The following is a 24,744-nucleotide window of genomic DNA, read 5'->3' as shown; positions in this document are numbered from 1 at the left end:
ACTGCAACTAGTAAAAGATATGTGTTAAATACTTGTATCTTTTGCGCAGGTTAGTTACTATCTCGCGGCTTCATTTTAGCAATGACTCCATTTAAATATTAACTGAAGTCATAAGATAATAACCTAGGCTAAGAGGTATAAATGACTAGACAAGCAATTGTAGCCGCAAATTGGAAAATGAACGGTGACTCAGCCCTAGTTGATACTATGGTTTCAGGGTTGGCTGATATTGAACTATCATCGCACGTTGATGTGGTTATTTGTCCTAGCTTCCCATATTTATCTGAACTTAATCAGAAAATAAAAGCAGCTAACTTAAATGAAGCTATCCATGTAGGCTCACAAAATGTGAGTGAACATGAAAGTGGTGCTTACACAGGTGAAGTATCCACGGCTATGTTGCAAAACTTAGCTATTAACTATGTAATAGTTGGTCACTCTGAACGTAGAAGTATCTTTAAAGAAACCTCTACGCAAGTTGCTAAAAAAGTTCATGCTGCATTAAATGCAGGCTTAACACCCATTTTATGTATTGGTGAAAGTGAAGCAGAACGAGCAACCGGAGAAACTGAAACCGTGCTATCAGCGCAGATTCAGCCAGTTATCGATGAGATAGGCATAGAGAAATTTAAAGATGTTGTTATCGCTTATGAGCCAGTTTGGGCCATAGGAACAGGTAAAACAGCATCAAGTGCGATGGCACAAGAAACACATCAGTTTATTCGTAAATTCTTAGCTCAACAAAACGAGCAAGTAGCGGATAAAGTACCATTACTCTACGGTGGCAGCGTAAATGCAGCTAACTGTGAAGAACTATTCGCACAAACTGATATAGACGGTGGTCTTATCGGCGGTGCTAGTTTAAAAGCGGAACAATTTAAAATTATTTGTTCTGCAGCGAAAGGAAAATAGAAATGTTGTATCAAGTATTAATTATAGTCTACGTACTAATTGCTTTAGCCCTAATTGGTTTAGTATTAATCCAACAAGGTAAAGGCGCAGATATGGGCGCATCTTTTGGTGCTGGTTCTTCTGCCACTGTTTTTGGTTCAGGTGGTTCAGGTAACTTCCTAACATCAGCAACTACGTATTTAGCAGTAGGTTTCTTTGTTATCAGCTTAATTTTAGGTAACTTAACGGCTAACCGTACTAAGTCGGTTGACGAGTGGAATAACCTAGCAGTTCCTACTGACCAAGCGGTTGATGCTATTCCTAGTGAAAGTGTTGAAGCAACTACATTACCAGCTGTTCAAAACAGTGATGTACCTGCATCAGACGAACCTGCTAAGAAAGAAGAAAACAGCAACGTTCCAGATTAAACTTAACTAAACCTCAATTTAGTTAGCAGTAAAAGTTAAAAATCTAGTATTGCGCGGATGTGGCGGAATTGGTAGACGCGTCAGCTTGAGGGGCTGGTGACTTAGGTCGTGGGGGTTCAAGTCCCCCCATCCGCACCACTAGATTTAAATAATTATAAAAGGCCGATTCGTGATGAATCGGCCTTTTTTCGTTTGGTTTCCACGTATTTTAGGGAGGAGTTAAATGTCTCATCCTAACGCCTGTAAAGACATCTCACTATGTGGCAAGTATTAACCCTACCACTGTATTGATATCAATGAATAACATAGGGCATATGACCTATAAAGCTGAATTAGAGACAATTGTCCCATGTTTATATGCTTTTAAAGCAATAAACTCATAACAACAATTTATTTCAATTTCTACTTTGGAGTTATTATGAGCGATCAGTCTGCTTACCCAACCTACGCAAAGCTCATTCATTTAGGTATAGCTTTTTTTGGTGTTTTTGCTTTTCTTACCGGAGAGTTTGCTGAAGACGGGATCACCTCAAATGGCTATTTATTGCATAGCTATTTAGGTTTGTCGTTAGCGAGCATTATGCTGATAAGAGTCGCGATGGGGTTTACTAAATCACAGGCATTGTCTTTTAAGGCATGGTCCCCGTTTTCAAAACAGCAAAGGCAATATGCCATTGAAGATTTTCGTAGTCTACTTACGTTAAAAATCCCAAAGCGGGGCCCTCATGACGGGCTTGCAGGGTTCACGCAAGCATTTGGTCTACTGATATTTATTTGGATGTCAGTTACAGGTACTATACTATTTATTCTGGGTTCAGAAAGTAAAAGTAACATTTTTGAGTATGTAGAAGAGTTACATGAAGTAGGTGAGTCGTTAATACCCATTTTTTTAGCGTTACATGTTGGGGCGGTAATTTTACATTCACTTTGTGGTAAATCTAATTGGCGAAAAATGTTCAATAATAAATTGCGTTAAACTTTCCTACTTGAGAGGTATTAAGTGTCTTTAAAGTTATATTTGCCAGCCATCGTGCTGGCATTTGCCATGGTGTTTTTTATTTTTGACATTATCAGTGATGTATTGAGTAATGAAGACGGCTTCCTTCATCTCAGCCTTGAGCTAATGGTTTTTATGGCAATTTCGTTGGTTTTATTTCACGAGCTTCAACATGTTAAATCCCTCAACAAAGTAATCATCATAGAAAAATCAAAAACAGCAAGACTCGCCGGTGAGTTACTGCAAGTGATGAAAGAGCAGTTCGCTAAATGGCAACTAACGCCCTCTGAGTGTGAGGTTTCGTTGCTGTTAATTAAAGGGCTCTCAATGAAAGAAATTGCGGAAGCGCGACAGGTAAAAGAAAAAACAGTTAGAGGCCAAGCTACCGCGATATATGCTAAAGCCAACTGTGCAGGCAGGCACGAACTGGCAGCATACTTTATAGAAGATTTAATGAGAGAGGTTTAACCATGGGGATTTTTGAACGTTACTTATCTGTTTGGGTTGGTTTAAGCATAATACTTGGCGTGATCTTAGGGTTATGGCAACCCAACATATTTCAACTGATTACCGAGTTTGAAATTGCGCACGTTAACATTGTTGTCGCGGTTTTTATTTGGGTGATGATATACCCTATGATGGTTCAAATTGACTTCTCATCAATACAAAATGTCGGTAAAAACCCCAAAGGACTCGTGCTAACCATTATCATTAATTGGTTTGTTAAACCTTTTACCATGGCAGCGTTAGGCTGGCTATTTTTTAACTATTTATTTGCAGACTTAGTTGACCCTGAATCGGCGCAAGAATACATTGCGGGTATGATTTTACTGGGCGTAGCGCCCTGTACAGCAATGGTATTTGTGTGGTCTCAGTTAACCAAAGGCGATCCCAATTACACCTTGGTTCAAGTCTCTGTCAATGATGTCATCATGATATTCGCTTTTGCGCCTATTTCGGCATTTTTACTGGGCGTTAGTGATATTCAAGTGCCGTGGGAAACGTTACTTATTTCCGTTTTATTGTATGTGTTATTGCCTTTAATTGCAGGTGTAGTAACCAGGAGAATGCTAAATAAGGGCAATGATAAAGTTGATGCACAAAAAAGTGCAGAGGCAAGTATAAATGCTGATGAAGAAACAAATACAAATACTGACAGTACTAATAAATCATTAGACAACTTATTAGCGACATTAAAACCTTGGTCGGTTATCGGTTTATTAGCTACCGTTGTTTTATTATTTGGTTTTCAAGCCAACACCATCATATCTGAGCCGCAAACCATCGGCTTAATTGCTATTCCGCTGATGATCCAAACATACGGTATTTTCATTATTGCTTACCTAGCGGCAAAATGGCTGAAACTACCGCATAACATCGCGGCTCCCGCTTGTTTGATCGGCACATCTAACTTCTTTGAGTTAGCGGTTGCTGTGGCTATTTCGCTGTTTGGTTTACATTCTGGTGCGGCATTGGCGACAGTTGTTGGGGTGCTAGTTGAAGTACCCGTTATGTTGTCTTTAGTTTATTTTATTAATCACACCCAAAACTGGTTTGTTGAAGGTGGGTAATCACCGAACAATCATGAGTCATAGCTTAAATATCCCTTAGTTGTGGCTTAACTATAATTCATTTATTACTTAATCATCCTTATCTTTTGACAGATACTTATAACCAGTAATCATGGCAGAAACTAACGCTGTTTTTTCTCTTCTTTCCGCGATAATGCCCCCTAAAATATGCAAAAGAATAAGGAAGAGTAATCCGTAAAAGGAATAAACATGGGCAGTTATAAAGGGTTTTAGTATCGCGCGCATTTCTTTATAGGCCGCTTCATCAACATTCACCTTTGAATAAGGTTGAATCACTTCAGTATCTTGCTTATCTATGGCAATATTTTCGACGAAGTATTTTCCATAGTCGTTCGCCAACATGAAAGGATTCACGATCTAAGTTTTGTTCAACTAATTGCGTAATTAGCTGTTCGTAGATACCCGCAGTGTTCATGAAAAGCCTTTAATTCAACGCTTTAATCGTTTCAGGGTATCTGAAAAAGGATGAGAGAGGAATGACAAAACAGGTTAAATATTATAAAAGAATAAGGGGGAGGTAAACGCTTTACTGCTTTGATATATATTGTTTTTTTTATTCTGTATAGATGATAGGACTGTGTATTAAAAAAGAGCCTGTAAAGTAAACTTTAAAGCTCTTTTTTCATCGTGATAAAAACACTTGTCATTACTATAAAGACTTAAGGTACGCCAATAAATAGTTCTGTTCGGCTAGGTCTGTAATTTGAACATGACGCATACGAGTACCCGGCACTAAAATATCATTACCTGCCATCCATCGACGAAGATTGGCTTCTGTCCAAGTTAACCCTGATTTCTGTAATGCTTCAGAATAGGCAAAACGCGGAAGTGATGCGGCTTTACGATTTATAACGCCAACTAAGCTAGGACCAAATGTGTTTTTGCTGGTATCGGTTGAGTGACATGCACTACATTTTTTAAAAATCTCTTGCCCTGCTGCTTGCATCATTACTTCATTATTACCTTTCGCTAATGAAGTAAAAGAGATAGTCGCTGCTAAAATTGACATACCCAATATTTTGCTTTTCATTTTATTCCCTTTATATAACTGAAAGACTCATTGATATTATATTATCAATTGCCCTATGCAGATGTAGACCAAAAGGATGAAATGAGTCTACTCATAAAGTATGAGTTTCTTTCATTACTAAGTTGTTATGTTGAGGAAGGGAGCAGTCAGTAAGTTTTCTCGTTAAAGGAGCTGATATCGATTTTTTCGTAGTCTTTTATTGTATTAATCTTTGATTACGTTTCAATAAACAATATTAAATCAGAAAGTTGACAATCATAGTGATAATGATTAATGTTTGGCAGTCTGGTTGGAAAATGACCATGAAAATATTTAACATAAAGGGAACTTTAAATGAAAACCATTATATTAGTTGCATTATCGACTCTTCTATTTGCATGTAGTAATACTGATAAGCAGAGTGAAGATGGTCAACTCACAGCAGCACAAAAATCATCTGGTTATGAATGTAAAAGTATTAAGGTAACCGGTACTCGTATTAGTAAAAAAATATGTAATACCGCAGCAGAGCGTCAATATAGTAAAGAGCATGCTGATGAATTCGCTCGAAAAATGAAAGATGACATCACTAATTAACATTAGTCATAATAACAATATCAAAATAATGAAAACTTTGAGTTGCATCAGGCACCTTTTAAATAGTTTATCAGCACTACAAGTAACTAAAGATACTAATGAATAATCTTTAGTTACTATCCTTATCATTACTTCCAGTTTTTTATAATCTCCCTCGATACTGTTTTTTTTGAGTGACTGATGGTCATTCGCCACGTTTACCATTAAAATTCACGGTTCAGTAAGTGTTGTTCTTATAAGAACGTTAACGTGGAGGCAATGGCCGTAAATGGTTGAAAATAGAAGTCAGTTATATAGCAGTTATCACGATCAAGGTTACTTTGTTATTAGAGATTATTTTAATGTGGCTGAAATATCAGCCCTTAGAAAAGTCATATTAAAATTCCATGAAGCTTGGAAAAAAGATAATGAAGAATTTTATCGGGAGGAAGCGTTCAACTCTTCCTTAATCACTGGAAGTCAGTATTTAGCATATGACGATCGAGTGCAGTTATTTAACTTTATCAGTTCAAAAAAAATAATGAGTATTATCGATTCTGTGATGGCGGCTAATCCAGCATTTATGAATACTCAATTATTTTTCAATCCCGTTAATTCCCATCAAAAAGATTTTTGGCATAGAGATTGTCAATATGATTATGAGGTTGAAGATCAAAAGAGAGTCATTTCTGAGACACAAGTCGTACATTTTAGAATTCCATTATTTGATGAACTTGGTATGGAGCTGGTGCCAGGAACGCATAAACGATGGGATAATGATGAAGAATTTGATGTCCGACAAGAAGAAAAGGGCAGAGTCAGTAGTGAAAGCCTCTCTACCGGAAAAAAAATTAAGTTAGCTGCGGGTGATTTATTAGTTTTTTCGGCTGATATGATCCACCGGGGACTATACGGATTAGATCGATTATCGCTGGATATGTTAGTTTTTGATTCAACTGGCGATTATGTTGACTATGTTGATGATGATTGTTTACCAGAAACCTCCATGCTGGATAAAATTGATGATCCTAGATTGTTTATGAATACCATCGATTTAAAGTTGAAGGTTAATTCCCTAGCTAATGATTGCTGAAGTAATATGAACACCCACTAAATTCTTAAGAAGCCTTTGAGTGTCCATCTTTAGTGCTAGATTATTACGCTCGATAGTAAACGTTATTATCTGGGGCCTTTCTTCGCAATGATGACAGGAGAGCTCACCGGGTTTTTCATAATATGGCCAGTCTTAATGCCTTTAATCGTACCCAATGCAGCTATAACCCATGCACATAGTAGCCCTGCAAATAAAATAACCGCAGCCCATTCAAATGCTGGCAACCCAGTATGTAGCGCTAATTGGGTAGTGCCTGTTACACAGGTGCCTACTGGGAAGGTAAATGCCCACCAAGTGAGCGCAAAAGGCATCTTTCTACGCAGAGCCCGTAAGGTAAGAAAGCTTGCTAAAATCGACCAGTAAAAGGCAAAGCCCCACACGGGTACGCCATACAAAATAGCCATAGTATTTAGACTGCCTGCAATGGGTTGTTCAACAACTGCTAAGGCAACTGCCCCTAAGGCGCCCGCTGCGGTGATTGATTGTCCCAGAGGCCCTAACACTAACCACAATGTTGGTACTCGTGCGCCGCCAGACGTACCTGAGTGTACTAACCGTCCCCAGATTAAGGTAAGAATAATCATTGCAGCTATTAAGCTAGTACCAAACATGGCATAACAAGCATAGAGCAGCGTTTGTTGTAATAAAGTATCTTGAACGTGGGGAATAAACATCGCGCCAATTGCCGCTGATACCATAGGCGGAACGACTGGCATAAGCCAACCACCAAAGGCTGCATCTCCACGTACTTCATGATGAGTAAAAAGTCGATAAGGTATAATAACGGCTGTCATCATCCCTACAATGGTGCCCGTTATCCAAAGACTCCAAGCAATTACCATCAATGTATCTTGTGCAAAAAAATGATGGCCAAATAATAATGTTCCGCCAGCAATAGTAAGCAGCGCCATTGGTGGTGCACCAAAAAATTGCGCCATCACAGGATCATTAAATTGGCGTTTGATAATATGAGGGTTGGTAATGGTTTGAACCGCCTTTAGCAGTAGCATTACAATTAACATGAGGGAAGCAATAACCCAGATCACAAGACCGGCTTGACCTAAATATTGACCCACCATAGGTAAACCAACGGCTGCATTAGCAATAATGCCGGTTCCCATTACGGAGGCAAACCAGTTTGGGCCAATCTCGATATTTAATTCAGGCTCTACATTTTCTACGTTCACCGTCACGTTATTCTCCTTGTTTGTTAAAGCCGTTTATTGATGAATAAACCACTTTTACTGATGACTAAGATGTTCCTTTGAAATCTGTTGATTTCGTTCATTATTATTGTAATAGATTACAGGTGTTGTGGCGTCATGAATAGTAATAACAATGCCATTAAAAAAACCACATCCAGTTCCCTGAATGTGGTTACGTAATTCAAATAGTACGATTACTTATTTTTCAATACTTTTATTTAATAAAGGCAGCCAGTGACCAAAGCCCCAAAGCATGGTTTGTACAAAACTTATCTCTGTATTACTTTTAGTTTTCACTTTGGCTTTCATCGCAAAATACTCAAGCAAGTGCGCCAAAAGTACAATGCCAGCTAAGGGCAAAAGATATAATTGATATTCTACGGGGAGCGGATTTATTGATGCCAGCCCTAATATTGCCAGTATCCATAAACCGGTGAGTAGTGCTTTGGTACTGTGTATTATAAAATTAAACATGGGTTCTTTCCTTAATTAATGTGTCAGCATCATATCTGCAACTTTTTCGGCGATAGCCATCGTCGGTGCGTTGGTATTGCCACTGATAAGTGTTGGCATAATAGAAGCATCTATTACTCTTAATTTATCAATACCGTGTACTTTGAGCTGATTATCAACCACAGCCATGCCATCATTACCCATTTTACAGGTGCCTACGGGATGAAAAACTGTGCCTATACGCTCTTTGGCTTTAGCAAAAATTTGCTCATCTGTTTCAAAAGCATTTCCCGGGTGCATTTCATTACTATAATGTTGGGCTAATGCCGGCGCGGTTAATATTTTACGCAGCTGACGCATGCCATCAATTAAGACTGTTTTGTCTTTTCCTTCTTTATCAGAAAATAAGTTGAAATCTATTTCTGGTGCATCTTGATAATTAGCTGATTTTAATGACACAGTGCCGGTACTTTCAGGGCGTAGTACACAGACATGACATGAAAACCCATGTTGTGTTAACAGTTTTAAATCTCTGCCATTATCGTCATATAACAAAGGCAGCATATGCAACTGAATATCGGGTCTGTCTTCCTTCTCAGTAGACTTAATAAAACCACCAGCTTCTAAAATACTGTTGGCAAGTTTGCCTTTGTTACCCGTGATGTAGTTAATACCATCAGGTACCATTTTCAGTAAACTTGAAACCGATAGGGTAAAACCGTCTGTTTTTTTACTTTTTACTAAGACACAGGCATCTACATGTTCACGTAAGTTTTTGCCTACGCCTTTAAGTTCATGCACACAATCAATACCGTGTTGTGTCAGTTCACTCTTATCTCCAATGCCGGATAACATTAATAGCTGTGGTGAAGCGATGCTACCACCACTTAAGATGACTTCTTTATTCGCTGATAAGGTTCTCTTTTCGCCTTTAACGTAAACATCAACACCATAAGCTTGTTTGTCTTTCAGTAGTACCTTACTCACTTGTGCATAAGTTAATACGGTAAGGTTAGGTCTAGACAGTATTGGCAACAAATAAGCATGAGCAGCAGAGCAACGCTTGCCATCTTTTATCGTGCATTGGTAATAACCTACGCCTTCTTGATCACTTCCATTAAAATCATCAGTCACTTTGAAACCCGCCTGTTGGCTCGCCTCAATATATCGTTTACTGATTTCATAAAAAGCTGGGCGATCTGTTACTTGCAAGGGACCTGCGCCGCCGTGCAGTTCACTTTCACCACGGCTATTGGTTTCTGACTTCTTAAAATAAGGTAAAATATCGTCGAATGACCAACCCTCATTACCTAATTCTGCCCAATGATCATAATCTTGTTTTTGCCCTCGTATATATAGCATGGCATTGGTGGCTGAACTGCCACCTAAACCTCGACCTCTGGGAACAAAGAGGGGTTCACCATTGCGAATATCTTTTCTAGGTTTAGCATCAAAACTCCAATTGAATTTTTTCAAAAACATGAAGGCTGAAAATGCTCCCGGCGTTTTTACTAACATAGAGTTATTATCACTGCCAGCTTCTAACAAGCAGACGTTAAATTTACCGTCTTCAGTTAACCTATTCGCCAAAACACAGCCCGCTGAGCCAGCTCCGACTATGATGTAGTCAAAGTTGTTATCTTGCGATTTATTCATATACCTTGCCTTAAATTTTTACTATTTATGTGTAAAATACTCTTAAGCATGTGGCTTAGAGATATGCTGTAAACATATCCCCAAGTTGTTTGAAAATGCGTGTTGAGATTAACGTCCTAAACGTCTAAGAGCAGAGGTAGAAAAATCTTTGCGTTTTACTTTTTCACCCCAAATCATGAAGGTTGGCTCTTCATTGCTTAACCCTGTTACTAGGTAACGTCCAGAGTCTATGTCATATAAGGTTTCAGCAACCATCCACGGAGTATCAACATCATAAAATTGAATGTTATGCGCTTCTGATAATTTCCATAGTTGACCACGGCCATCGTATTGATCAATAACAGAGGCACCCCATGTATCTTCATCAATAAAGAAGGTACGTTTAGCGTAAATATGTCTTGAGCCTTCCTTTAAGGTTGCTTCAACTTGCCAAACACGGTGTAACTCGTAGCGTAAATAATCAGTATTCAAATGACCCTTTTGTATTACGTCATCATATTTTGCTGTGGTATCAAGTAAGTTATAAGAGTTGTATGGAATATAAAGCTCTTGTTTGCCGACTAGTTTCCAGTTATAACGATCAGGTGCTCCGTTATACATGTCATAGTTGTCAGAGGCTCTTAAACCATCAGTACCTTGACCTGGTCCATCATAAGCAACGTTTGGTGCACGGCGAACACGACGTTGACCAGAGTTATAAACCCAAGCTTTACGCGCTTCTTTTACTTGATCCATGGTTTCATGTACTAATAAAGCCGTACCTGTTAAACGTGCAGGTGCGGTAATTTGAGAAAGATAATAAAACAAAATATTGTTATCTTTTTTAGCATCACGCCCGCCTTTTAAAAACTCAGGCCATACCAATTGATCATTCATTTTAACGGGCACAAATGAGCCATTTGATTGCACTGGAATGGTAGTGGTAAAACGTTTAGCTGTGCCGCCACGAAAACGGGTGATGTGGTTCCAAATAACTTCAGAGCCATTTTGTGCAATAGGAAAGGGGATTGTTGTCTCAAAATTTTCGACACCATTACCCGATTGTACTAGTTCAGCGGTTGTCGCATTTTTCTTAACAACATCATAAAGTTCATTTGAGTAGGCGGCTGTTCTTCTTGTTTTATAAATAGGCATTTTATAATCAGCGTATTTTTCAAACATTGCAATTTGGCCAGCACTTAAGTTCGCTTTGTAATCATCAAAATTAGCGCGCGTTATTTCAAATAATGGTTTGTCTTGGCTAAAAGGATTTTCAGGGCGTCCAGAGTCTTTACTTTTAGTTGAGTTTTTACTGGTTAATCCTCCGCTCCAGGCTGGAATAGTTCCGGCTGCATTGGCCGCCATTTCAGCACCTAATGGAGTTAGCGTTTTACCTAATTTATCAGCTTCTTGTGGGCTAACTTTTGCCAATGCAGCACTACTTACCAGTGATAACATCAGTAAACTTGCAGTTGTAATATATTTTTTCATGATGATTCTCTTAATGTTTTTGCACTATAATTAATATGAAAGGCCAAATGACAGCGATACTAGGTCTTTATCTTCTAAAATATTATGACTACCACCTGAATAGTTGTTGTAGCCTACGGTGACGGTATATTTTTGCTGATAGGCCGCTTCTAAAGAAAAACCTAGATTCTTCCGCCCTTCATGAAATTGTTGGGCTGGATCTGGCGAGTAACCATTAACATCATGTGCCCAAGAAAGTGTTGGCTTTAACGATACGCCGGCAAATACATCAGAATATTGCCAAACAGCCCGCATGCGATAACCCCATGCACTATCAGTAACAAAACCATCAGTGCGACAATCGCCTGATAACGCGCCTGCATTGACAAGGTTGCTACAATTTAAGCCGCCACCAGCATCAAAATCCCCCAATCCAAAGACTGAGTTTCTACCGTAATGTTGATCAGAGTCTTCAACGCCATCAGTTAAAATCATGCCCACTTCGGCAATAACTGTGACTCGTGAAGCTCCCATGGTGTTTTCAAAAAATTGAATCGCAGTCATCTGCAATTGGGTTACATCAAACTCGTCCCAACCTTTCACCTCTTCACCATAACCAACTGCGGTAACTCTTGGGGTAAAGCGTAAGAATGGCGCTTCAGATAAGGTACCGTTGAGTAATTCTGGTCCGCTGATCTGTACCGGAGTATCAGGTTTATAAGAGGCTTCACCTGATAGTGCTACACCACCAACATTGGTAGCAAAGCTAACGCCGTAAAACTTTAAGTCTTCTGGAAATTCAATGTCATAACCTGGATTTTGTGCGGCGAAAGCGCCACCTGTTGGATCCAATGCTTCTGGTACAAAAACGGGTGAGTTAGCAATATCATCACCGGTAATTGCAGCATAAGTCGGCGGGATATTAGTACGTACTGTGTTAATCAGTGGTAGGCGAGAATGAATATTCATGTAGTATATTCCAAACTCGGTATCATTTAATTCTTCAGCATAATAACGCGCGGCTAAACCATATTGACCGCCGTCATCAGGCTCAACATCCGCTATTCGCTCAGCGGCAAAACCTGCAGCCAATCCAGCTTGATCGCCTAAAGGACCAACAGAAACATAATTACAGCCAGTTGCTGCAAAATCAGCCCCAGAAAAATAAGTACCACAACCGTCAATTTGAGTTTTCTCCCACTCGTATTGATAAAAAGCTTCAACACTTAGGTTTTCAGTGAGACCGACGTTACCGTAGAGCATGCCAACAGGTAAAATACCTTCTTTTAAATCTGCACCAGGGCGTCTTAAGGCTGCGACATCAAAAGGGTTCGACGAATTCATGCCACCCTGAATAAATGTACTTTCGCCCCAACTAACCACTTGTCTACCTAGGCGTATGTCTACTGGAGTATCTGCTAAATCAAACGAAGCATAAACGTAGGCATCTAATAAGGTGGCGCCAGAAAATTTAGTATTATTTTCAAATCCATCATCGCTTAATGGCGTATTCGGGACATAACCATTACCTGAGTTACCATGGTTCACATCACCTTCTTTGAGTGCATAGTCATACCAATATTTAAAGCGCACAAAAGCACCAAAATCGCCTTTGCTTAATTGAATATCATGCACACCTTTAATTATTTGTGAGTAGGCATCATGTTTTGAGTAGTTCAAGTTGCCATCATCTGTGGTACTTGTAGCGCCAGTTCCACCGTTAGTTTTACCAATAAATCGTGGGTCAGCATCGCCTAGTCGCCAGCTTGAACCAATATCCAATTGAGAATTTATTTGCAATAAAATGTCATCGTCTTCACCAAAATTAAAGTCTACAGCGTGCGCTGATGACGCACTAAGCGCCATAGCGACAACCAGAGCTAATGGTTTGATTTTGTGATTATTATTTAGCATATTATTCGCCTATTATTATCGTTATAATACTTATTGTAATGTTCGTTTCATCATTACATTACGACAATGAACAGTTTAATATTTCGCTAAATGTGCCAACCTGTTGTCATTTCGTGCAAACCCCGTAATATAGATAGGTCCCCAATTATAGGAAACGCAGTGCAAGATTATTATTCAACGTTGATTGGCTGGATGATCCCGATTTCAAGGGCAATGGAAGCTCACCAGATTGATCTTACAACGGCACTTAAAGAATGTAATATTTCTCAAGATGTTATGACAGACCAAGAATCTCGTATTGCTGCCGAAAAGTTTTATAACTTAATAGAGTATTGTAATAAGAAATTAGGACGACATGATTTTTCTATTTTAATTGCGGAACAATTCCATCCCGGTATGTTTCATGCGCTTGGTTACGCCATGATGTCTTCTAACACATTGCAAGATGCTCTAGACAGAATAGCTCATTATAAACGTGTAGTTTCAAATACTTGCCAATTAGTTACCTACGAGAGTAATAACCAATTAGTTTTTGAAATGAATATTTTTACTTATGAGGGAACTAATCGTCCCGTATTATCACTTGCAACAGTCGAAACCTTTTTAGCGACCATTATCCGTTTTGCTAGAGAGTTGGTTACTTTAGATTTCTCACCTGAAAAAATTTGTTTTGCTTATCAAAAACCTGCTCATGATGTGACTTACCTCGAAGAGTTTTTCAATTGTGACATAGAATTTAATAGCGATAAAAACGCTATTATTTTTAATTTTGAGCAAGCACAAGAAAAGCTAATGTGTGGCAACCCTTTAATTACGCATAGTCACGAAAAAATGCTTGATGAATTCATGGCAAGAATTGATAAAAATGATTTAAGCCATGTCATCAAAAATAAAATCTTTGATTTATTGCCGTTAGGTGCTCCTTCACAAATAGTTATAGCTGAAGACCTAGGAATGAGTTTGCGTAATTTACAACGAAAACTACAAGAGCAAGGCACAAGTTACAAAGAAATATTAGAAAGTACCCGTAAAAAATTAGCAATGGATTACATTGTGCAACAACATTTAAGTTTGAGTGAAATTGGCTATTTGGTTGGTTTTTCGAGCGTAGGCAACTTTAACCGTGCTTTTAAACGTTGGACAAATCAAACACCTGGTGAATACCGACAAAGCAAAAAAACCTAACCTTTCGAACAGTTCTACTTAAAACGACCTCAAAGATTAGCTGTGTTGCAAAGATAATCATTTGGCACGTTTAACACCTCTCAAGTTAACTTTATTCATCAATACTAATAAGTATAAATTTTTTACTTATTAGGTTTTCTATGCGTATACCCTATATCGACTGTGGTATGAATAGCTTATTTTTTATTACTTTGCTTGGTTCATTCTTTACTGTCGCTCAGGCAAATAGCTCTTCTGATTTACTGGAATTACCTGCGACCAACAGTGCATTAGCCATTAAAAGTGTACTGATGGCGATGACGCCAAATAATGACGCTATTCTCGTGGTCGGCGAACGTGGACATATTATCAATTGGCAAAATGATGATAACTGGCAGCAGCTACAATCGCCTGTCAGCGTTGCTATAACCGATGTAACTATACTGTCTGATGGTAGCAAAGTTGCGGTTGGCCATGATGGTGTCATTCTTAAAGTTGATAGTAATAGCACGACATGGCGCAAAGTATTTACGGGGAAAGAGATAACACAATTCCAAATAGCGCAATTGAAACAGCAATATCAATCTTTAGAGCAAGTCATATTGCAAACTCAGGATGAAGATGAATTAGAAGAATTAACCTATCAACTTGATGATTTAACCTTTGCTATTGAAGATAACCAATTAGAATTAAAATCCGGACCAAATAAACCACTGTTATCAGTTACTAGCACGTCGAATGATACCTTATTTGCTAGCGGTGCCTACGGTATTTTACTCAGCAGTAAAGACAAAGGTGAGACGTGGCAGTTAGTGAGTAATCACCTTGATAACCCCGATAGATTTCACCTTAATACGGTTATAGCTACAGCAGATGACCAGCTCTATATTGTGGGTGAAAACGGTATGGGCTTTCATTCTACTGATGTTGGCCAAACATGGTCGGTCATGACATTACCTTATTCGGGCAGTTTATTCGGCATTCTCGCCAACACAGTCAAAACTCATACTATTTCCACTGATGATATCAATTCAACTAAAAATAAAACCCAATTGGTCGCGTTTGGTTTACAAGGAAACATCATGGTTTCCCTTGATGGAGGAGGGAATTGGCAGCATATAAAATTACCACGTAGCACTAGTTTGCTCGGCGGAAATTTCTCTAAGCAAGGCAAGGTGTACTTGGTTGGTCATGGTGGCGTTATTGTTAGTTTTTATCCTGAAAACTTATCAACATTGACGATTAAAAAGCATCCTTCAGGCGCGGCATTGTCGAGTGTGTTAGTTAAAGACAATTCGTTAATTCTTGCTGGCCAATTCGGTATTTCACAATGGCCGATTGAGGCAGAGGAATAAACTTATGTCGACTAAAAAAAATTCACACTCACCAAGTGCATTAGAACAAATAATAGAAAACTTCGTTTTTAAACATCGCGCCTTGATGATGACCATAATAGTTACCTGTATCGCTTTGTTAACTATTCAAGCCGTTAAGGTTAAACCTGAAGCTAGCTTCACTAAAATGATCCCGGGTTCTCACACCTATGTGACAAACTTTCTAACCTACAAAAAAGAACTTGCTGATTTAGGTAACGTTATACGTATTGTGGTGGAAAATACCAATGACGATAATAAAGATAGTGATATTTTCAATGCTGATTTTCAACAAACGTTAAAAGAAGTCACCGATGAAGTTTTTTTTATCTCTGGCATAAATCGTGATGGTTTAAAATCATTATGGACACCCAATGTTCGCTGGCAAGAAGTCACTGAAGAAGGTTTTGTTGGTGGCGCTGTTATTCCTGACGGCTACGATGGCTCAGCAGAAATGATTGAACGGGTTAAAGCAAATGTATTTAAGTCAGGACAAATTGGCGTACTGGTCGCTAACAACTTTCAATCCGCTATTATTATCGCGCCACTGCAAGACATCAACCCTGAAACAGGTTTACCGCTCGACTACCGAGCATTATCGACCGTATTAGAAGAGAAAATTAGGGATAAATATAGCAGTAAAAACGTCACTATACGTATAGTTGGCTTTGCAAAAGTTGTTGGTGATTTAATTGACGGCGCTTTACAAGTTGTTGCTTTTTTTGGCTTAGCCGTTCTAATTACCTTTGTTTTACTTTGGCTGTATTCTCGCTGCTTACGCAGCACAATATCCGTCTTAGTGTTTTCAATTTTTGCCGTGTTTTGTCAATTAGGTATTCTAAACTTACTAGGTTTTGGCATTAACCCTTATTCTATGTTGGTACCCTTTTTAGTCTTTGCTATTGGCGTCAGTCATGGCGTACAGATTATTAATTCCATCATTCACCATAGTGTTACTGGCGCAAGTAATATTGATTCGGCCAAGCTGGCTTTCCGTTCATTGTATATTGCGGGTATAACAGCATTAGTCAGTGATGCTATCGGCTTTACTACCTTGATGATCATAGATATCGCGGTCATTCGAGAATTAGCCATCGCTGCCAGTATTGGTGTTGCCATTATTATTGTGACTAATTTAATCGCCTTACCCATTTTAATGAGCTATATCGGCGTTTCTCCTGCAGGCCTAAAATACGCACGACAGTCGGCCCACAAAACAGGCATTGTAGAAAGTTTGTTTAAAAACTTCGCTAAACCACCACTGGCAAAAATAGCGTTAGCTGTTGGCATATGCTGTTTAATTCTTGGTTTGTATTTTTCACAATCGATGAAAATTGGTGACTTAGATGCTGGTGCGCCAGAGCTAAGACCTGACTCTCGTTATAACTTAGATAACGCCTATATCGTTGATAATTACAGTACCAGTACTGACTTATTTGTCATCATGGTCAAAACGGATGTTGAACAGTGTGCGCAATATCAAACCTTGGTTTGGGTCGATCAATTCCAATGGCAACTACGCAACGTTGCTGGCGTTCAAGCGGTTAAATCAGTGGCTGATGTTTCAAAGTTTGGTCTATTTGGCATGAATGAAGGTTCGTTAAAGTGGTATGGACTAAACCGTAACCAATTAATGACTAATGCTTCTTTGTCTAAAACACCACAAGGTTTGATGAATAAAGACTGTTCTATGGTGCCAGTGCTCGTTTTTCTCAATGATCATAAAGCGCAAACCCTTGATAACGTGGTAAAGGCAGTGGAAAAATTTAATGCTGAAAACCAAATTGAAGGTATTGAATTTTTGATGGCTGCAGGTAATGCAGGCATAGAATCAGCGACCAATATGGTGATAGAAGAAGCAGAAACCGAAATGTTACTTTGGGTTTACTCTATCGTTATTATTATTTGTTTAATCACCTTTAGAAGTGGCCGCATCGTTATATGTATTATCACGCCGTTAATTTTAACCAGCATTATGAGTCAAGGTTTAATGGGCATACTAGGCATTGGCGTCAAAGTAGCGACCTTACCGGTTATTGCCTTAGGGGTAGGTATTGGGGTTGATTACGGTATTTATATTTTCAGTAAAGTTAAAGAAGCTCTGGGGCAAGGAAAGTCCTTGTACATGACCTATCGCTACGCGTTAAATCAAACCGGTAAAGCCGTTGCTTTCACGGGCATAACCTTAGCTATTGGTGTCGCCACCTGGGTATTTTCACCGATAAAATTTCAAGCGGACATGGGCATATTACTCACTTTTATGTTTATTTTTAACATGTTGGGTGCGCTTACTCTTATCCCAGCTATTGCTTGGTTACTTAATATTGGCTCTCATAGGACAAAAAAATAATGATTGAAATTACCTCACAAAAAGCATTGACAGACACTTTTTTACAACAAAAACAGCACTTTGCTAACAATACTTACCCAAGTTACCAAGATCGACTTAGTGACTTAACAAAATTGAAGGCAATTCTTATTGATAATCAGCAAGCCTTTATTGATGCGATGAGCCAAGATTTTGGTCACCGAAGTGCTGATGATACCAAGCTAGGCGATATCCTTAGTACTGTGATGGGCATTAACTATGCGATAAAGAAATTAAAAGGTTGGATGAAGCCAGAAAAAAAACATATCGGCATATTATTTCAACCAGCAAAAGGTGAAGTTATTTTTCAACCCAAAGGTGTGGTTGGCATTATCGCGCCATGGAATTACCCTGTTTTTCTTGCTTTTGGGCCATTGACCACCGCTTTAGCTGCGGGTAATACCGCTATGATAAAAATGAGCGAATATACGCCTAACACTAATATCCTATTGGCTGAATTAGTGGCTAATAATTTCCCACACAAAAAAGTCGCGATTGTATGCGGGGAAGCAGATATGGCTGCAGCCTTTTCAAGTATTGCTTTTGACCACTTATTCTTTACTGGCTCAACGGGTGTCGGCAAATTGGTGATGAAAGCCGCCGCTGAAAATTTAGTGCCAGTCACGTTAGAGTTGGGCGGTAAATCTCCGACGATTATTGATGATGACATTGATATAAAAACCGCGGTGAGTCGATTGATTTTAGGGAAAACTCTTAACTCAGGGCAGACGTGTGTCGCGCCAGATTACCTCTTTTGTCCAGAGAATAAGGTAGCTGAGCTAACACAAGCGTTTAAAGGTGCTTATCAAACTATGTACCCCAATACTCAGGATAATGTTGATTGCACCTGCATAATTAACGATGCACAGAAAGCGCGAATTGATAGTTTGTTAACGGATGCCAAAGCGAAAGGTGCCAATATCATTCCGTTAATCCCAGACAGTAGTAACGGCTCATCCAGAAAAATGCCGTTAACAATACTAACCAATGTTACTGACGATATGAGTGTGATGCAGCAAGAGATTTTTGGTCCGTTAATGCCAATAATTGGTTATAAAAAAATTGATGAAACAATTGCTTATATCAACAGTAAACCTCGACCGCTTGCCCTATATATTTGTAGTTTTAATAAAGCATTTCAGCAGAAAGTTTTACTCAATACCCATGCTGGTGGCGTTTGTATTAACGATGCTGCGTTTCATGTTATTAATGACGATTTACCTTTTGGTGGTATTGGTGCATCAGGCATGGGGCAATATCATGGCAGTGAAGGTTTCAAAACCTTCTCGCATAGTAAAGCGGTACTTTCACGAGGACGAATCAGTTTGGGGTCCTTATTGTTCCCACCGTTTGGCAAAGAAATTCATCAACTTGTCTATAAGTTATTTATTCGTTAGTCACTTAACAATAAAAATAACGACAACAATTTATACTATTTATACCAATGAGATTAATTAAGGGGTCAAATTTTAATGAAGATAAATTTTCATGAGCAAGGCGCTTGATTGAGCAATAGCTGGCTATTGGGATTGAAAGCAACGATGTTATTGGATATTTAGACCATTTTAAAAGATCATTTAGTTAGTCTGGTTGGTATTATTACTGTTTTGTTTTGATGCTTGTTCTACTATATTCTAAACAAAGCTAGTTACTTAAGGAAAGCACATGACTAAATCTTGGTTTACCAATTATCCTGAAAACGTGGCACATACTGTCGACTTAAGCCGTTATTCTTCTTTAACCGATTTACTGCAACAAACCTCAGCAAAGTATCAGAAGAACACTGCTTACAGTAATTTTGGTGCGGAACTTACTTTTGAACAAGTAGATGAATTATCACGCGATTTTGCCGCTTATTTACAAAATAAATTGAGCGTCGTCAAAAATGATCGTGTGGCACTAATGTGTCCTAATACCTTATGTTTTCCGATAGCCATGTGGGGCATCATTCGTGTTGGTGGTGTACAAGTTAATGTTAACCCTATGTACACGCCAAGAGAGCTAGAACACCAACTTAATGATGCGCAAGTTGATACGATTATAATTTTCTCTCCGTCAACCCAAATGTTAGCCGAGATTTTAGATAATACGGGTATTAAGAATATTATCACTGTCGATTTAGATGACTTAGTTAATAAAGGTTTACCTTGTGCAGGGGTAGACGAACGTTTAACTAATACCATCAGTTTTACTGATGCGCTAGCGCAGGGTAAAACTCTGGGTTTGAATGAGCCAGCATTATGCCAAGATGACTTACTGTTTTTGCAATATACCGGTGGTACCACAGGTTTATCTAAAGGGGCTATGCTGAGTCATGGCAATTTAATCGCTAATATATTGCAATATAAAGAATTTGCTAAAGCGCATATTGATTACGGCAATGACATTGTTATCACCGCTATCCCGATGTACCACATCTTTGCTTTGATGGCGAATACCCTTAGTTATTTTAGCTTTGGCGCTAAAAATGTTTTAGTCACCAATCCACGTGATATGCCGAGCTTTGTTGAGGTGTGGAAAAATACCCCAGCGACTATGTTTACCGGCGTTAACACCTTATATAACGGCTTATTACATACGCCAGGCTTTGAAAACGTTGATTTCTCCTCATTGAAACTTTGTATTGGCGGCGGCGCAGCCGTTCAGCAAGCAGTGGCTGATAAATGGCGACAAGTTACCGGGGTTAAACTGCAAGAAGGTTATGGTTTATCAGAAACTTCACCTATTTTAACGTTAAATTTTGGTAGTGTAGATCATACTGATGATGTTCCTGGTATCGGTGTACCCGTGCCTAACACTGATATTTCCATTCGTGATGTGATGGGTAATAGTGTTGAACAAGGCCAGTCAGGTGAATTATGTGCCAAAGGCCCGCAAGTGATGTCGGGTTATTGGAATAATGTTGCAGCAACCACTGAATGTATGACCCCTGATGGGTATTTCAAAACAGGTGATGTTGCCATGTTAGACGAACATGGATTTTTCCATATTGTCGATCGCATAAAAGATATGATTAATGTTTCGGGTTTCAATGTTTACCCAAATGAAATTGAAGCTGAAGTGGCCAAAATGCCAGGTATATTAGAATCTGCTTGTATCGGCGTTGATGATGAGAAAACAGGTGAAGCGGTTAAGCTTTTTGTTGTTACTGATAAAGACTCTGAAGATGCTAAAATTACAGAGAAAGATGTCATCAGCTTTTGTCGCCAAGGTTTAACGGCTTATAAAGCACCTAAACATGTGGTCTTTATTGATGAGATTCCTAAATCGAGTGTAGGTAAATTATTGCGCAGAGAGTTAAGGTAATCTTCACTCTTTAACCTTTATTTAATCTGAATTTAACGATAAACCAGCAGTTGAATGTCTTATCGGGTATTAAGTGAAATATTCATTTAATACCCGATTCAGTTCATAAGTTAGTTAAATAAGACTTATAAGCTAGATGTAGTTTACCCTGTCAAAAGTTACTATGTCATCGCCCATTGGCGTAATAAGTTAGCATGTGTTTTGGTGATACGATCAAAGGCATCGGTTTTACCATGATGCTCCATAATATCTTTGCGGGCACAGTCTAAATCAAATAAAATTTCACGCTGTGAAGCTTGAGGGATATGACTTTCAATCCAGGTTAAAGCTACTTTTCTTGAACCAGAAGTCACCGGATTAACGCGATGTAAGGTAGTGCTTGGATAAATGATGGCGTCACCGGCGTTTAATTTAAATGCCATTTCCATTCCTGATAAGTTCATCACTAGTTCACCGCCTTCGTAATCTTGAGGAGGAGTTAAAAAGAGCGTGCAAGAAATGTCTGTTCGTAACACTGTCTCGTTTACCATGAGCGCATCATCAATATGATCGCCGTAGCCGCCACCTAAGGTTGATTCGCTAATAATAAAGGGCATCATCGACTTTGCATAAGCAGCGCCGGTAAATTGTGGATGCTGTGTTAATGCTCCTTGTATGCCTGTTTGTATTTGTTCATTTAATTCAGTTTCTCCTTGCCATTGCAGATTGTTCTTTACTGCTTTTGCGTGCCAGCCAGCAGTATCTTTACCACTATTAAAGCTGCCATGTTCAATTAATTGAATAATAGAAGCCACTTGTATTGGCGAAAGCACTTGAGGTAGTTTTGTGATCATGATTTTTGTAAACGCGTCCTTAACCTGCTTATTCACTGACAGATTAAGGACGAGTGTTTGCCTAGTTAAATGTAAAGTTATTGATTAGCATATGCTCTCTAGAAAGCCCTTATAGAAGTGCTTTCTAGAAGTGATAGTTTAGTGACAAATTAACCGCTCTAGGTGTATTAGGTTGTACTGTAACCCAGTTAGCGCCGGCTTCAACTCGATTTTTATCAAGCACATTATTAACGACCAATGCTGCATCCCAATCGTCTGTTTTGTAATAGGCACCGACATCGGCTTCAAAATAACTTTTTATTTTATAATCTCCATCATTACGTTCAGATTCATAACGTAATCCTAAAGCAAAACTGATGTTTTTATCAAAGGTATAGTTGTTCCACAGTGATACCGCATGTTTAGGGGTATTATTCGATTGAACACCTTTATCGTCACCGACAGTGTCATGTGCGTCAGTATAGGCATAACTTAAACTACTGTTAAACTTTGGCGAAAAGTACATTGCTGCATCAACTTCAACACCTTTTGATTCAAAACTTTTACCATCAAGTTGCAATAATTCCCAACCGTCATCACCTCGATTAAATTTAGTGCTGTTACTACGATCTAGTGCAAATAATGTAACGGCAGCAGTTAAATTGTTATTAAGTAAATCACCCTTTATTCCTAACTCATAGTTATTGCCTTCAACAGGTTTATAGTCTGTTTTACCATTACCATACTCGATAATATAACGACCTTTAACCGGTTCATATGCTCGGCTATAGGTAGCAAAGACATTAATATCACGGTTAATTTTTTGTACAACGCCTAAGTCCCAAAGTGTATCGTCAAAGCTGGAAGCGATTGTTTCACCACTGCTTAACTCTTCTTGATCTTGTTTAACATAAGCAAGGCCAGCGGCTATGGTAGTGTTACCTATACTGATACGATCTTTTAAGTAAATATTAGTATCGGTTTGAGTGCGTGGTTTGGCAGGACTATCGACAAGACCATCAGGAATAGGACCCGTGACTTGTTGATCTGGGTTTGAGGCTGAAATTGGATTCTTGCCAACCGCATCTGCGCTATCTTGAAAACTACGCGCAAATTTAATGTCCATATCTCGATAGTTATAACCAGCAAGTAAATGATGTTTAATGCTACCGGTTTCCACTTTACCTTCAAAGTTAATATCAAATAAGTTATAGCTATCATCACCCGCAGAGTATACCCATTTGCGATTAACGAGATCCTTACCTACTTCATTTTCTAATGCTGATGAATCAGAAATGTACAAATCTAAGGCATTGGAAGTAGTTTCATTATGACGGAAGTTCGCAGCAAGTTTCCAATCTTCAGCTATTTGATGTTTGATCAGTACACTGGCGCTTGTTGATTCATTTTCACCAACATCTATTGGACTACCGTAGTACTTACCACGATTAATAGGTTTGCCATAAGTTGTCACTTCACCTGATGCAAAGGTGGACTCGAATACACCATCGGCATAACCGCTACCACCCGTTCGTTTACGATCGGTTCTTTCAAAGCGGGGTAATATAGTGGTGTTTTCACCTAGTTCGAAGCTTAATGCAGCATCAAGTAGCAGTTCTTCAATTTCGCGACCATCTTGAAAGTGGTCACCTGATGGGGTGTATTGTGCTAACACCCGATATAGCACACTTTCATCGGTTATTGGGCCGGTACTATCTAGGTTAAAGCTGGTGTCATTGCGCTTGAAATTACCGGTATCGCTTGAGGCATAACTTCGGTTATTAAGCCCAATGGATGTTTTAGCCGTCGTTTGAGGCTTTTTACTGGTAATATTAATCAAACCACCCGCAACACCCGCGCCATAAAGAATTGCTTCAGGGCCACGAAGGAATGTCGTGTTTTCTGCATTAAAAGTACTTGGTAACTTAGAGCCTGTACCACCTTCGCCACCTTGTAATGAACGTAAACCGTCGACCATTACATTGTCTATACTGGTTGAAAAACCACGTGCAATGTAAGTACGATCCGCAGGGCCATTGGCTCTAAAACCAGCAACATAATTGAACGCCTCTCTGACATCTTGTAGGGCACGCATTTTTAAATCATCAGCATCAAGTTCCATCATAGAACGGCCAGTATCTTTGATAGATACATCCATTTTGGTTGCTGCGGTAGAAGGTTTTTCAATATCACTCATCGGTCTGCCAGAAACTGCAATATGTTCTATTGTGTCCGACTCATAACCAATATCAGGTACCTCTTGTGCTGAAACTTGATTAACAAGCGAAGAGATAAGTACTGTTCCTAAAGACACTTTTTTCATGTTTAATATTTTGTTTTTTGTCATTTTATTATTCATTATGTTTAAAGATGTAACGTTAAAAAGAACGCAGATCCTAATGGTAATCATTATCATTTACAAGTGTTAATTGTTTAA

General features: G+C 38.9%; 21 protein-coding genes and 1 tRNA gene. 13 read left to right on the top strand and 9 right to left on the bottom strand.

Annotation, left to right across the window (positions count from 1 at the left end; all coding sequences use genetic code 11):
• Positions 1-141 precede the first annotated feature (141 nt).
• The 6 genes from tpiA to CPS_RS15365 all read left to right on the top strand — a co-directional run bounded on the left by tpiA (position 142) and on the right by CPS_RS15365 (position 3,887).
• A complete protein-coding gene (tpiA, locus tag CPS_RS15390) occupies positions 142-912 on the top strand; it encodes a triose-phosphate isomerase (RefSeq protein WP_011044208.1) in 771 nt (256 codons plus the stop codon).
• Between the two features lie 2 nt (positions 913-914).
• Positions 915-1,319: a preprotein translocase subunit SecG gene (gene secG / locus CPS_RS15385; protein WP_011044207.1), complete on the top strand. Its 405-nt coding sequence runs from the start codon at positions 915-917 to the stop codon at positions 1,317-1,319.
• 53 nt (positions 1,320-1,372) lie between these two features.
• Positions 1,373-1,457: transfer RNA gene (locus CPS_RS15380), tRNA-Leu, on the top strand.
• A gap of 280 nt (positions 1,458-1,737) precedes the next feature.
• Positions 1,738-2,295 carry a cytochrome b/b6 domain-containing protein gene (locus CPS_RS15375; RefSeq protein ID WP_011044205.1) on the top strand — a complete coding sequence of 186 codons (558 nt, stop codon included), beginning with the start codon at positions 1,738-1,740 and terminating at the stop codon, positions 2,293-2,295.
• Between the two features lie 24 nt (positions 2,296-2,319).
• Entirely contained in the window at positions 2,320-2,784 is a 465-nt protein-coding gene (locus tag CPS_RS15370) for a helix-turn-helix transcriptional regulator (protein WP_011044204.1), read from the top strand.
• Positions 2,785-2,786: 2 nt separating this feature from the next.
• Positions 2,787-3,887, top strand: a complete 1,101-nt coding sequence (locus tag CPS_RS15365) for an arsenic resistance protein (RefSeq protein ID WP_011044203.1) — start codon at positions 2,787-2,789, stop codon at positions 3,885-3,887.
• A gap of 69 nt (positions 3,888-3,956) precedes the next feature.
• Here the strand turns inward: CPS_RS15365 and CPS_RS15360 are convergent, their stop codons facing one another.
• On the bottom strand, positions 3,957-4,250 hold the full coding sequence (locus CPS_RS15360) for a hypothetical protein (protein WP_049757899.1): 294 nt from the start codon (positions 4,248-4,250) through the stop codon (positions 3,957-3,959).
• Positions 4,251-4,557: 307 nt separating this feature from the next.
• Complete coding sequence (locus tag CPS_RS15355) at positions 4,558-4,938, bottom strand: c-type cytochrome (RefSeq protein ID WP_011044200.1); 381 nt, start codon at positions 4,936-4,938, stop codon at positions 4,558-4,560.
• A 333-nt stretch (positions 4,939-5,271) separates the two neighbouring features.
• Here CPS_RS15355 and CPS_RS15350 point away from each other — a divergent pair, with 333 nt between their 5' ends.
• A complete protein-coding gene (locus tag CPS_RS15350; protein ID WP_011044199.1) occupies positions 5,272-5,514 on the top strand; it encodes a hypothetical protein in 243 nt (80 codons plus the stop codon).
• 268 nt (positions 5,515-5,782) lie between these two features.
• Entirely contained in the window at positions 5,783-6,586 is an 804-nt protein-coding gene (locus CPS_RS15340) for a phytanoyl-CoA dioxygenase family protein (RefSeq protein WP_011044198.1), read from the top strand.
• Positions 6,587-6,672: 86 nt separating this feature from the next.
• On the opposite strand, the gene CPS_RS15335 is transcribed toward CPS_RS15340, so the two are convergent.
• The 5 genes from CPS_RS15335 to CPS_RS15315 all read right to left on the bottom strand — a co-directional run bounded on the left by CPS_RS15335 (position 6,673) and on the right by CPS_RS15315 (position 13,284).
• Positions 6,673-7,800 carry a TDT family transporter gene (locus tag CPS_RS15335; protein WP_011044197.1) on the bottom strand — a complete coding sequence of 376 codons (1,128 nt, stop codon included), beginning with the start codon at positions 7,798-7,800 and terminating at the stop codon, positions 6,673-6,675.
• Between the two features lie 210 nt (positions 7,801-8,010).
• Positions 8,011-8,286: a DUF1145 domain-containing protein gene (locus CPS_RS15330; RefSeq protein ID WP_011044196.1), complete on the bottom strand. Its 276-nt coding sequence runs from the start codon at positions 8,284-8,286 to the stop codon at positions 8,011-8,013.
• Between the two features lie 15 nt (positions 8,287-8,301).
• Complete coding sequence (locus CPS_RS15325; RefSeq protein ID WP_011044195.1) at positions 8,302-9,921, bottom strand: GMC family oxidoreductase; 1,620 nt, start codon at positions 9,919-9,921, stop codon at positions 8,302-8,304.
• 108 nt (positions 9,922-10,029) lie between these two features.
• Positions 10,030-11,391, bottom strand: a complete 1,362-nt coding sequence (locus CPS_RS15320) for a DUF1329 domain-containing protein (RefSeq protein WP_011044194.1) — start codon at positions 11,389-11,391, stop codon at positions 10,030-10,032.
• Between the two features lie 30 nt (positions 11,392-11,421).
• Positions 11,422-13,284, bottom strand: coding sequence for a DUF1302 domain-containing protein (locus CPS_RS15315; RefSeq protein ID WP_011044193.1), 1,863 nt, complete (start codon positions 13,282-13,284; stop codon positions 11,422-11,424).
• A 159-nt stretch (positions 13,285-13,443) separates the two neighbouring features.
• Between CPS_RS15315 and CPS_RS15310 the strand changes: the two genes are divergently transcribed.
• From CPS_RS15310 to CPS_RS15290, 5 genes are all read left to right on the top strand, one after another.
• A complete protein-coding gene (locus tag CPS_RS15310) occupies positions 13,444-14,469 on the top strand; it encodes an AraC family transcriptional regulator (RefSeq protein ID WP_011044192.1) in 1,026 nt (341 codons plus the stop codon).
• A 140-nt stretch (positions 14,470-14,609) separates the two neighbouring features.
• Positions 14,610-15,803: a WD40/YVTN/BNR-like repeat-containing protein gene (locus CPS_RS15305; RefSeq protein ID WP_011044191.1), complete on the top strand. Its 1,194-nt coding sequence runs from the start codon at positions 14,610-14,612 to the stop codon at positions 15,801-15,803.
• Between the two features lie 4 nt (positions 15,804-15,807).
• The gene (locus tag CPS_RS15300; RefSeq protein WP_011044190.1) at positions 15,808-18,171 is read left to right on the top strand and encodes an efflux RND transporter permease subunit; all 2,364 of its coding nucleotides are present in this window, start codon (positions 15,808-15,810) and stop codon (positions 18,169-18,171) included.
• On the top strand, positions 18,171-19,586 hold the full coding sequence (locus CPS_RS15295; protein ID WP_011044189.1) for a coniferyl aldehyde dehydrogenase: 1,416 nt from the start codon (positions 18,171-18,173) through the stop codon (positions 19,584-19,586). The genes CPS_RS15300 and CPS_RS15295 overlap by 1 nt, the downstream gene beginning before the upstream one ends.
• Positions 19,587-19,854: 268 nt before the next feature.
• The gene (locus CPS_RS15290; protein ID WP_011044188.1) at positions 19,855-21,495 is read left to right on the top strand and encodes an AMP-binding protein; all 1,641 of its coding nucleotides are present in this window, start codon (positions 19,855-19,857) and stop codon (positions 21,493-21,495) included.
• A 161-nt stretch (positions 21,496-21,656) separates the two neighbouring features.
• Here the strand turns inward: CPS_RS15290 and CPS_RS15285 are convergent, their stop codons facing one another.
• Positions 21,657-22,328 carry a Fe2+-dependent dioxygenase gene (locus CPS_RS15285; RefSeq protein WP_011044187.1) on the bottom strand — a complete coding sequence of 224 codons (672 nt, stop codon included), beginning with the start codon at positions 22,326-22,328 and terminating at the stop codon, positions 21,657-21,659.
• A 124-nt stretch (positions 22,329-22,452) separates the two neighbouring features.
• A complete protein-coding gene (locus CPS_RS15280) occupies positions 22,453-24,654 on the bottom strand; it encodes a TonB-dependent siderophore receptor (protein ID WP_187148276.1) in 2,202 nt (733 codons plus the stop codon).
• Positions 24,655-24,744: the final 90 nt, after the last annotated feature.

Origin of the sequence: Colwellia psychrerythraea 34H (genome assembly GCF_000012325.1) — a bacterium.
In the GTDB taxonomy this organism is placed as follows: domain Bacteria; phylum Pseudomonadota; class Gammaproteobacteria; order Enterobacterales; family Alteromonadaceae; genus Colwellia; species Colwellia psychrerythraea_A.
Note: the sequence above shows the minus strand (reverse complement) of the source record. Positions and strands in the feature narration are given on the sequence as shown.